Below are 10,654 nucleotides of genomic sequence, written 5' to 3'. Positions count from 1 at the left end.
GCCTGGTCAGTTGTTCTATTCCACCCAGATTCCAGCCTGTCTCTGGTTCCTAACCCGGACCAAAAACCAGAAAGGCTGGCGGGACCGTCGCGGGGAAATGCTCTTCATCGACGCCCGCAAACTTGGCACGATGGTGGACAGAACCCGTCGGGAACTGACGGATGCTGATGTTGCGCGTATTGCAGACACCTATCACGCATGGCGTGGCGAGAAGAATGCGTCTTCCTATGAAGACGTTCCCGGCTTCTGCAAATCCGTTACGCTTGATGAGGTTGAGAAGCACGGCTTTGTGCTGACACCCGGCCGTTATGTCGGTGCAGAAGAGGCCGAAGAAGACAGCGTACCCTTTAGCGAACGCTTCGCGCCTTTGGAGAAGACCCTTCAAGAACAGTTCCGTCAGGGCGAGGAGCTGAACGCCAAAATCACGGACTCTCTCAAGCTAATCATCCCGCAGGAGGGATCATGACCCTGTATCTCGTCCCATTAGAGCGGGCACTCAATCGCCTGAAAGAAGGGTGGGAGCGCCATGTGGCGCATCCGGACGATGAGCAGTTGCGTGACGGGCTGATCCAGCGTTTCGAATTCACTTATGAGTTGAGCCATAAAACGCTCAAACGCTTTCTCGAAGCCAACGCGGCCTCTCCGGAAGAATATGACCGCATGGGCTTTCCGGACCTCATCCGCTCTGCCAACGAAGCGGGACTGCTGAAAAGCCCATGGCCGCAATGGAGCGTGTTTCGCAAAATGCGCAACATGACCAGCCATACCTATAATGAGGCGTCCGCAAAGCAGGTCGTCGCGGAAATTCCGGCGTTTATCGAGGAAGCTGCATTTCTATTGGCTGTTCTGAAAGACCGGATGGCGTGACAAGTCAGATTGATATCACACCCGAAGAACGGGCCATCGTTCTGCATATTCTCAATGAGATTGTGCCTGATCGCGACGTGCGGGCGTTTGGCTCGCGTGTGACGGGAAAGGCGAAGCCGTTCTCGGATCTGGATCTGGCGATTATGGGGGATGAACCGTTGCCTCTGGAGACGCGGGCACAGCTAGAAGAGGCGTTTTCAGCGTCCGAGCTGCCGTGGAAGGTCGATGTGCTGGATTGGGCGCAGGCGGATACTACATTTCAGAAAATCATCGATCGCAATCATTTCATCGTTCGTCAAGAAAACCAGAAATCGCAATGATCTTTTTTAAGAAAGTCACCACGCAGGAACTTATTGCCGATAAATTTTTGGAAATTGGCGATGGATATCGCGCGAAAAACTCAGAAATGGCCGCGACGGGGATTCCTTTCATTCGAGCGGGAGATGTCGATGGAGCAGTGCGGATTTCAGGGGCTGATTATCTTTCCGATGCGAGCGCTCGTACAGCTGGCAGGAAACGGTCATTGCCAGGTGATGTTGTTATAACAACCAAAGGGACGATTGGGCGTTTAGCATTTGTCCACCCCAACTCGCCGGAGTTTATATATTCTCCGCAAATTTGTTTCTGGCGGTCTCTTGATCAGTCCGTAATTGATTCCCGATGGCTATTTTTTGCTATGCAATCGCCGTTCATGCGCGAGCAGATGGAATGGTCCGCAGCCCAGACCGATATGGCTCCTTATATTTCTCTACTAGACCAGCGCACAGCTTTCTCTCTCTTGCTACCTCCGATTAAAGCGCAACGCTCTATTACCTCCATCCTCGGTGCCCTCGACGACAAGATCGACCTCAACCGTCGGACGAACGAGACACTGGAGGCGATGGCGCGGGCGTTGTTTCGGGATTGGTTTGTCGATTTCGGTCCGACACGCGCAAAAATGGCCGGGCAAGCGCCTTATCTCGCCCCCGAAATCTGGAAGCTTTTCCCCGACAAATTGGATGACGAGGGGAAGCCCGAGGGGTGGGAAAGAGAATCTCTTGATGAAACCGCAACGTTTTTAAACGGCTTGGCTCTTCAAAAATACCCGGCAAACGGGAGTGCCTATCTTCCCGCGATCAAAATTGCACAACTGCGCTCCGAGAATACTGAAGCAGCAGACCCTGTATCTCCTGACCTTCCGCCTGATTATATTGTTGAACAAAATGATCTTCTGTTTTCATGGTCAGGAAGTCTGCTGTGTAAGTTTTGGAATGGGCCGCGCGGAGCTCTAAATCAACACCTTTTTAAAGTGACATCAAAGCGTTTTTCTTCATGGTTTATCTATGAGTGTATCCAATATTACATGCCTGAATTTCAAGCCATCGCGGCAGCAAAGGCAACCACGATGGGGCATATACAGAGACGGCATCTTACGGAAAGCCTCGTGACAGTCCCCCATTCAAATACCATGCAAGCTGCAAACGCAGTTATTGGAAATCTGCACACGCAGATTCAGTCCAATAACGGAGAATCACAAACACTCGCCCAAATCCGCGACCTTCTCCTCCCCAAACTGATGTCCGGCGAAATCCGCATTCGTGACGCCGAGAAAATGGTGGCCGACGCGCTATGAGCTTCCTGTCCGAAAACGAGATCGAGGATTGGGCCTGCGAGATCCTACGGGAATGCGGCTACACCGTCACCACAGGGCCAGAAATCTCTCCCGGCGGCGCCCATCCCGAGCGCGCATCGTTATCGGACGTCATTCTGACGGGGCGGCTTCGGGCTGCCATAGACCGCCTGAACCCGCATCTCTCGCAAGCCGCACGAGACGAAGCCCTGCTGGCGCTCCGCCGTGAAGATACGCCAGATGTCGTGGACGAAAACCGCCGTCTGCATTTCTATCTCGTTGATGGGGTTCCTGTAGACGTCGTGCGGGAAGACGGCACGCAATCTGGCGACCGGGCGCGACTGCTGGATTTTGACCATCCCGAGCGCAACGACTTCCTCGCGGTCCGTCAGTTTGTAGTCGAAAAAAACGAGGCAAACCGGCGGCCCGATATCGTGCTGTTCGTCAACGGTCTGCCTCTGGGCGTGATTGAATTAAAAAGCCCAAGTTCCGAACACGCCACGCTGGATTCCGCATGGAATCAGTTCCAGACCTATCGATCCTTCATCCCATCGCTATTCCGCTTCAACGAAGTTCTGGTGATCTCGGACGGCACAGAAGCCCGCGTTGGCTCTCTCACAGCCGACCGCGAACGCTTCATGCCATGGCGAACAATCGACGGCGAGAAGCTGGAGCCAAAGAACCATCAGGAGATGGAAACCGTCTTGCGAGGCGTATTCACGCCACGCTGGCTTTTGGCACTGGTGCGGGATTTCGTGCTGTTCACGGAAAAAGATGGCAGCCCGATCAAGATCCTCGCCGCCTATCACCAGTTCCATGCCTGCCGGAAAGCCGTGACGCAGACCGTCCGGGCCACGGCACAGGGTGGTGACCGCAAAGCGGGGGTCATTTGGCATACGCAAGGCTCGGGCAAAAGCCTTCTGATGACGTTCTATGCTGGCGTCATCGCCCGCCATCCCGAGATGGAAAACCCGACCATCATCGTCCTGACGGACCGTAACGATCTGGACGACCAGTTGTTCGCAACCTTCTCCGGTGCACAGGCCCTTCTGCGTCAGACACCAGAACAGGCTGATAGTCGGGACGATCTGCGCAAACTGCTCCGGCGGGCATCCGGTGGCGTCATTTTCACCACATTGCAGAAATTTCAGCCCGAGGGCGACGAAGAGACCGTGCCGCTTCTGACGGACCGCCGCAACATCGTGGTCATGGCGGATGAGGCGCATCGCAGCCAGTATGGGCTGGATGCAAAGTTTAATCGTGAGACAGGCAAGGTTTCTTACGGCTTTGCCAAGCATTTGCGTGATGCTCTGCCCAATGCGTCCTTCATCGGCTTTACGGGAACACCGATTGAAACTGCCGACGCCAACACGCGCGGCATTTTCGGCGATTACATCGACATTTACGACATTGCCCAGGCCGTAGAAGATGGCGCAACTGTGCCAATTTACTATGAAAGCCGCCTCGTCCGCATTGAACTGGATGAGGACGTTAAGAGCGAGCTTGACGACGAACTGGCCGACATTGTCGAGGGATTGTCAGAGAGCGAAGAGCACAAACTTAGCCAGAAATACTCACGGGTAGAGGCGCTGGTTGGTGCGGAACCACGTCTGCGCCGCATCGCACAGGATCTGGTCCAGCATTTTGAAAATCGCCTTGAAGCGCTGGACGGCAAGGGCATGATCGTGGGTATGAGCCGTGCGATCTGCGTGGCGCTTTACGACGAAATCATCCGCCTTCGTCCAAACTGGCACAGCGATGATGACACTGAAGGCGTCATCAAGATTGTGATGACAGGCAGTTCTTCTGATCCCTCCGGCTTTCAGCAGCATATCGGCAAACGTCCGAAAGTTCGCCGCGAATTACTGGCCAAGCGGATGAAAGACAATTCCGACCCGCTGAAATTGGTGATTGTCCGAGATATGTGGCTGACGGGTTTTGACGTGCCGTCCATGCATACGATGTATGTGGACAAGCCGATGCGGGGGCATGGTCTGATGCAGGCGATTGCTCGTGTCAACCGCGTCTTCAAGGGCAAGCCCGGTGGTTTGGTCGTGGACTATATCGGTCTGGCTCAGAACCTGAAGGCAGCTCTGGGGGAATATTCGGCTGGAGACCGGGAACAGGTCGGTATTGATGAGGCCGAGGCGATCCGGGCTCTTCAGGAACGCTACGAAATTGTCCGGGCCATGTTCAACCCTGAACAGGCCAGTGGGTTCGATTATCGCCCGGCCCTACTCCCTGGAACTTCTCCAAAAATAAAGCTCTCCATTATGGCGGGGGCTCTCGATCACATTTTGGGCGAACAGCAGAAAGAAGCTGCACGCGCCACAAGCGACGAAGCCCGGAAGGCTGCGCAGAAACGCTTTCCAGATGCTGTTAAGGCGCTCTCTGTCGCATTTGCTCTGGCTTCGGCCAGTGAGCAGGCTGCGGCGTTACGCGATGAAGTCGGGTTTTTCGAGGCTGTTCGTGCCGCGTTGGTCAAACAAAGCGGCGATGATTCAGACCGGGTCAGCCCACAGGAACGCGAACTGGCGATCAAGCAACTGGTCAGCCGGGCCGTCGTCTCAACGGATATCATCGACATCATGGAAGCCGCAGGGATTGGTCGGCCGGACATTTCCATCCTGTCTGATGGGTTTCTTCAGGAAGTCCGGGAGATGCCCCAGCGCAATCTGGCCATCGAAGCCTTACGAAAGCTTCTGGAGGGCCAGATCCGCAGCCGCAGCCGCTCAAACCTGACAGAAGCCGAGGCTTTCTCCGCCCGACTGGAACAGGCCGTGGGCCGATACCATTCCAATGCTCTGACCTCTGTGCAGATTCTGGATGAACTGATCCGACTGGCACAAGAAATGGCCGCGGCTCGTGCCCGAGGAGAAGAACTGGGCCTCACCCCAGAAGAGGTCGCGTTTTACGATGCTCTTGCCCGCAATGAGAGTGCCCGTGATGCGATGGGAGATCCGGGGTTACGCGTGATTGCGGCTGCCCTGGTCAAGACTATAAGACAGAACGCTACAGTAGACTGGAACGTCATGGCGGCAACACGAGCCAGAATGCGTGTCGCGGTTAAACGCATATTACGTGATTATGGCTATCCGCCTGATATGGAGAATGAGGCTGTGCAGAATATTCTGCGACAGGCGGAGGAATTTGCTCCGCTATGGGCGGCCGCTACAAAATAAGGCGACACGAACGCGTCACTTTTTTTGGGGGGGGTAAACGGAATGTCCGCTGCAAATTGGTATAGAGTGGAGACACTGACACCTGGGGGTCGAAGAACCCTCCAGGTTCACAGAAAAAAACGCATCTCAAACCGATGCCCCGGCATATCCAGAGATCCAGTGCAGAAAAGTCTGTGATCCGATCTCGTGTTGAGCACGCCTTTGCCGATCAGAAATCGCAGACGGGGCTCTTCATCCGGACTGTCGGCATCAGCTAAGCCACCATGAGGATCGGGCTCGCCAATATCGTCTACAACATGCGCCGCTTCCTCTTCCTCGAAAGATTGAACGCGAACGCATAGCTATCCAGCGGGGGACGGCCCCTAATCTGCTCAAAACGCAGATCAAAAGCCCCCCAAAGAACCGTCAATCAATACGCCAAAAACCAGAAATTACGGGCCAAGCGTATCAATCAAGGGTTCTTCGAGCCCTCCACCTTAAAGAGAAACGTTCACGCCAAACTGAAAGGAACGCATAATAACACCCTTCTGAGACCATGACGAGTTATACAAATAACCACCGTAAGTCGCATAATCCAAAGGCGCGCGGAAGCCAAGTAGATTATAAACGTTCGCATAAACAGACCAACGTTTATTCATCTGATAATTAACAGTCAGATCAACATCCCAGAAGCCCTTAACCCGGCACTGTGTAGGATAATTAGGTCCATTAGCCTGATTCATACCCAAGGAGTATGCGCAGCTATGACTATACAGTCCATTACTGCCCGCCGATGCAATACCGCTATCATCTGCGACCGTTTTATAACCGCTCGTATAATAAACAGTTGGGGTAACTGCTAAACCTTTATACGAAAAAGTGTTGGCCCAGTTCGCTCTCCAACGAGGAGTACCAGAAGAAGAAACGCTCTGATAGGGACCAAGCGTCCCAGCATAGCGATACGTAGTACCGTCAGGATTAACCTGATTAAAGCGTCTAACAAACGTTGCTTGCCCTTTACTATACCACATAATGTTGTGCAGAAAGCCGGGAAGACGTGCGTGCGCATCAATGGACATATCAAAGCCATCAGTCATCATACTTTTGGCATTAATATATTCGCCCTCAACATAACCCGGCGCGGCTAATGCGTTGGGATAGTTAGGGTCTTTTGGCCCTGGAACAACTGTAATTCCAGAAGGCTCCCCGGAATTTGATCCTCCATTCTCAATCCAAGAATTGAAATACTGATTAGGATTAAGAATTCCTGTCGTAATATAGTGGTTCTTCTTAATGTAATAGTATTCAAAAGACAGTGTCATCCAATTTGTAGGTTTTATAACGGGACCGACGGTGTAGCTTGTTGATATCTCGGGTCGAAGATGCGGGTTCCCTACACTCATTAGCCCGAGATAATTACCTGATTGAACATAAGAGCTATTTCCATGAGACGCCATCCATGCTTGCACAGCAGGATTGGACGTGTCGTAAGTCACCGGGGTAAAACCCTCTGTCTGGCCGCCCGTCTCCGCAAAACTAGGCACACGGAAGCCACGATTAAATGTACCACGTAACGTGAACTGTTTGACTGGTTTGAATTGAAAGCCAACTTTCGGAGAGAAATGGCTAAAACCTTCTGAATAGTGATCGTAACGACCTGACGTATCAACAACGAACTGTTTTACAACAGGCAAATTTGCCTCGTAAAAACCAGATTCAACCCAACGATGACCGATCTGCGAGACCGGATTGTAACTCGCCCACTGATTCGCGTAGTTGCTTGTGTCAATTGGATTGGCGTTTGGGTCGTTCACGGATTCATAACGCCAGTTTGCTCCAATCGCGAGCTTAGCCATGCCGCCCGGAAGCTTGAAAAGCCCTTTACTGAGACCAACCTGCCCTGAATATTCCTGTGAACGGGCGTTAATAGTGTTCGCAGGCAAAACATAATTCATTTCAGAACGCGAGTTTTTTGACGGGTCAACAAAATTATACGACCCATCCGCAATCGCTGCTGTTAAATGACTGATGTATGGCTGTCCTGTTTGCACCTGATTAAGAAGCGTATTCATGCCGACAAAATCAGCATTATAATTCCAGTCGGAACCCCAATTCGAATGAGACCAACCAGTATAACGAACTGATCCCCTGAAATTATTAGAGGTATCGGTAGTTACTGGAATTTGATTGAACAAGCCAACCACTTGCGCATCTTGATGTTGTGCGGCGTATGGATCGTTCGGGTTCAATTGTCCATTCGAAAGCTCCCACGGCAGAATGGTGGGAGAATTACCAGCCAACTCATCCTGTGTATACGAACCATAGGATGCTGGCGTCCCGGTCGTAATTGTACGCGCCTGAGACCAGTTAAACATCGCAATCAACTGCGACTGATCTGTGACATTCGCCGTCAAATGTGCTGTAGCGCTAATACGACGCAAATCAGGGGCGACTTGCTTGTAACGCATTGCGTTCTGTGAGCATGCATTTGTAAAAGAATTGGGATAATTTGTGGAAAAGCCGTAACCTGAGACGCCTGTCTGATTACTACCGCATCCAGCAGAAGAATTCAGAAGATTATATCCACCAACACCACTTCCATTGACAGCAGGGCGAACAAGAGCTGTAGTCGTTGCACCAGTAAAGTTTGTATTAAACTGATTTGTCCCCGGAAGAAGAGTATTTGTGTTTCCGTTGGAACCGCCCAACGATGTCAGATCCCCACTATTATATGGCGATTGAAGTTGGCGATAATATAAAGAATCATCCTGTTGGTATTCGGAATTGATGTAAAAATTGTAACCGTCGTTAGCAAGATCACCATGCCCGAATGTAGCATATAAGCGCTGATGACCTTGGTCTCCACGCTGGGTCAGACCACCCTCGGCATTGCCTTCAAAACCCTTAATCTCGTTTCGGGTTCTGAAGTTAATTACGCCCGCAACTGCATCTGCACCGTATGTTGCAGAACCTCCGTCTTGCAGGACATCCATACCTTCAAGGATAGACATTGGGATCCAGGTCGTGTCGACAAAATCACGTTCGCCATCGTCCGCAAGCGGATAATAAGAACCTCTCTGTCCGTCGATGAGCACAAGAGTAGAGTCAGTACTGAGCCCACGCAACGACGGAGCTGATCCGCCTGGAGCAAACCCTCCTCCAGAAGCCCACTGGCTCGTTAAATTTCCTGCCCCGTTTGAGGAAAGTTGTTGAACGAGATCATTCACCGTTTTGAGACCACGCTGCTGCATGTCTTTGCGTGTGATATGAGTAATTTCGGATGAGCTTGCCGTATTGGGGTCGCGAAACAATGTACCCGTTACGACAACATTTTCACTACGAGTCTCCGGAGCTTCAATGCTATTCTTTAATGTATTCCGCTTTGAAACAGATGTTGCTTTTGTATCATGATTTATTATTTTAGTGTTCGGCGTATTATTCTTTTTTAATGTAGACGTTTCTGCCTCAGAAGCAGATGCAGCATTCGCGATTTGTGGCAACTGAAGCACAGCCGCCAGTGCAGTCGCTCCCATGAGCGATGCCGTCCATCGAGCCTTTTTCATGGCCACAGGTTACTCCGTCAAAACTAGATGCATGGATCATGTATGATCCTGCAAGATTTCGTATCAGAAACATCCTGTCATATGACGAATGGGCCTAAAATTAAAAAAGTCACATTTTGATCCCATTTGACCAGTTAGTTGTTTTTTCGCAACATAAATCAAGCTGGAGGGCTCGAAAAACTCATTTTTTGGATTGCTCCTGAGTTTGTTTCCATTATCGAATCAAAACAAAAAATGGATCCATGGGACAAACATCAACAATAGGCGATTTTTAGGTCCCACACATCATGTTGTGAGGCGTATGCTTTTCCATTTCCTATGGAGATAGCAAAGGTGTGGGTGACGTCTTCTTTCGCAATGCCATTGGCTGAGACCGTCGAGTGACATCAGAGCGATGAGCAGGTGTCGGCGATACCAGGGCATGCCTGTTGTCGAAACGCTCCAGCTTCCTCAGGGCCATCTGAAGCTGCCCCTGTCGTTTCAAATCCCTGATTTCCATGCGAACATCCTCGGGAAGCGACCAAGACAGCAGATGCAAGCGCTCAAGCCTGGCAATGGTCTGCTGTGCCTGCTCACATTCCCGCACACGCTCCGCATGCCATTGGGCAATCACCCGGGCCCGTTTGTGCTCTGCCTCCCGGCAGCGATCCTTGATCCACAGGCGACGGGCTTTCTCATCCAGCAGGGTCTGAAGCAACTCGCGTCTCTCTTGCAGATAACCCTGCAATGTCGTTTCTCGTTCTATGGGCACCGGACACTGGATCGGATCAGGCTTCTGACTGCTCAGCCCCAAATGATACAAAATGAACTGGACGAGATAGCGCAGGATTTCGGCCAGTTGAGCCAGCGCCTGACGGTATTGTTCCTCTGCTTGCGACAATCTCATCTTCCGGGAAAACAGGATTTTCCGCGCTTCCAGTTCATCCAATTCCTGTCGCGCCTGCTCAACAGCCAGATGGGCCTGCTTCAGTCTGCTCCATCCTTCTTTCATCATCCGCACCATGCATGCGCTTTGAATATCCAGAGGGCTCTCCGGCCCATAGCGCCGTTCGAGCGGATGCCGGGCATTCAGAACGCGTCGGGCAGCCTGCATCTCCTGCTTCCAGTCTTTCAAATAGATCCGAAACCCCTCGCTGAACTGTTCCTGAGATCGAAGAGAACCGATGGACGGCAATCGCTTTCGGATCGCGTCCGCTTCTCTTCGTCCCTGTTCATGGAGCCTCTGTCGATCCAGGGCTGATAATGAGGCTGGCGGAATCCAGATCAAGCCCTTCACGGCACGCTTTCGCTCTGCCCGCTGCTGATGCCGTCTTTCCTGTTGCTCCAGTTGTCTCACGACAGGTCGAAGATCTACAGGGGATGGCCTGGAAGCTTCTTCATCGAGAAGACGACGGAACTCTTTCGTGCGGACCTTTGTCAGGCGTGTGAATGATCCGATCAGCATCCCGTCATCT

The 10,654-nt window shown here is 51.9% G+C and carries 7 protein-coding genes and 1 pseudogene; 6 read left to right on the top strand and 2 right to left on the bottom strand.

Features of this window, described 5'->3' with window-relative positions; all coding sequences use genetic code 11:
- The 6 genes and pseudogenes from GFJ39_RS12840 to GFJ39_RS12815 all read left to right on the top strand — a co-directional run.
- The coding region (locus GFJ39_RS12840; RefSeq protein WP_153431740.1) for an N-6 DNA methylase at positions 1–466 on the top strand (466 nt) is incomplete at its 5' end.
- The gene (locus GFJ39_RS12835; protein WP_153431738.1) at positions 463–867 is read left to right on the top strand and encodes a nucleotidyltransferase substrate binding protein; all 405 of its coding nucleotides are present in this window, start codon (positions 463–465) and stop codon (positions 865–867) included. The genes GFJ39_RS12840 and GFJ39_RS12835, both read left to right, overlap by 4 nt.
- Positions 864–1,187: a nucleotidyltransferase family protein gene (locus GFJ39_RS12830; RefSeq protein ID WP_325062947.1), complete on the top strand. Its 324-nt coding sequence runs from the start codon at positions 864–866 to the stop codon at positions 1,185–1,187. The genes GFJ39_RS12835 and GFJ39_RS12830 overlap by 4 nt, the downstream gene beginning before the upstream one ends.
- Positions 1,184–2,479, top strand: a complete 1,296-nt coding sequence (locus GFJ39_RS12825; protein ID WP_153431736.1) for a restriction endonuclease subunit S — start codon at positions 1,184–1,186, stop codon at positions 2,477–2,479. Before GFJ39_RS12830 ends, GFJ39_RS12825 begins: the two co-directional genes overlap by 4 nt.
- On the top strand, positions 2,476–5,658 hold the full coding sequence (locus tag GFJ39_RS12820; protein ID WP_153431735.1) for a type I restriction endonuclease subunit R: 3,183 nt from the start codon (positions 2,476–2,478) through the stop codon (positions 5,656–5,658). The genes GFJ39_RS12825 and GFJ39_RS12820 overlap by 4 nt, the downstream gene beginning before the upstream one ends.
- 110 nt (positions 5,659–5,768) lie before the next feature.
- Positions 5,769–5,999 (top strand): annotated as a pseudogene (locus GFJ39_RS12815) (IS5/IS1182 family transposase); the annotation flags it as partial.
- A 135-nt stretch (positions 6,000–6,134) separates the two neighbouring features.
- Here GFJ39_RS12815 and GFJ39_RS12810 read toward each other — a convergent pair.
- Positions 6,135–9,200, bottom strand: a complete 3,066-nt coding sequence (locus GFJ39_RS12810) for a TonB-dependent receptor plug domain-containing protein (RefSeq protein WP_228391955.1) — start codon at positions 9,198–9,200, stop codon at positions 6,135–6,137.
- A 316-nt stretch (positions 9,201–9,516) separates the two neighbouring features.
- Positions 9,517–10,654: hypothetical protein (locus GFJ39_RS14120; protein WP_194285381.1), on the bottom strand; the 1,138-nt coding region annotated here is incomplete at its 5' end.

The sequence above is a fragment of the Gluconobacter aidae genome (genome assembly GCF_009547075.1).
GTDB classification, from domain to species: Bacteria; Pseudomonadota; Alphaproteobacteria; order Acetobacterales; family Acetobacteraceae; genus Gluconobacter; species Gluconobacter aidae.
This window is presented reverse-complemented; position numbering and strand designations above follow the sequence as displayed.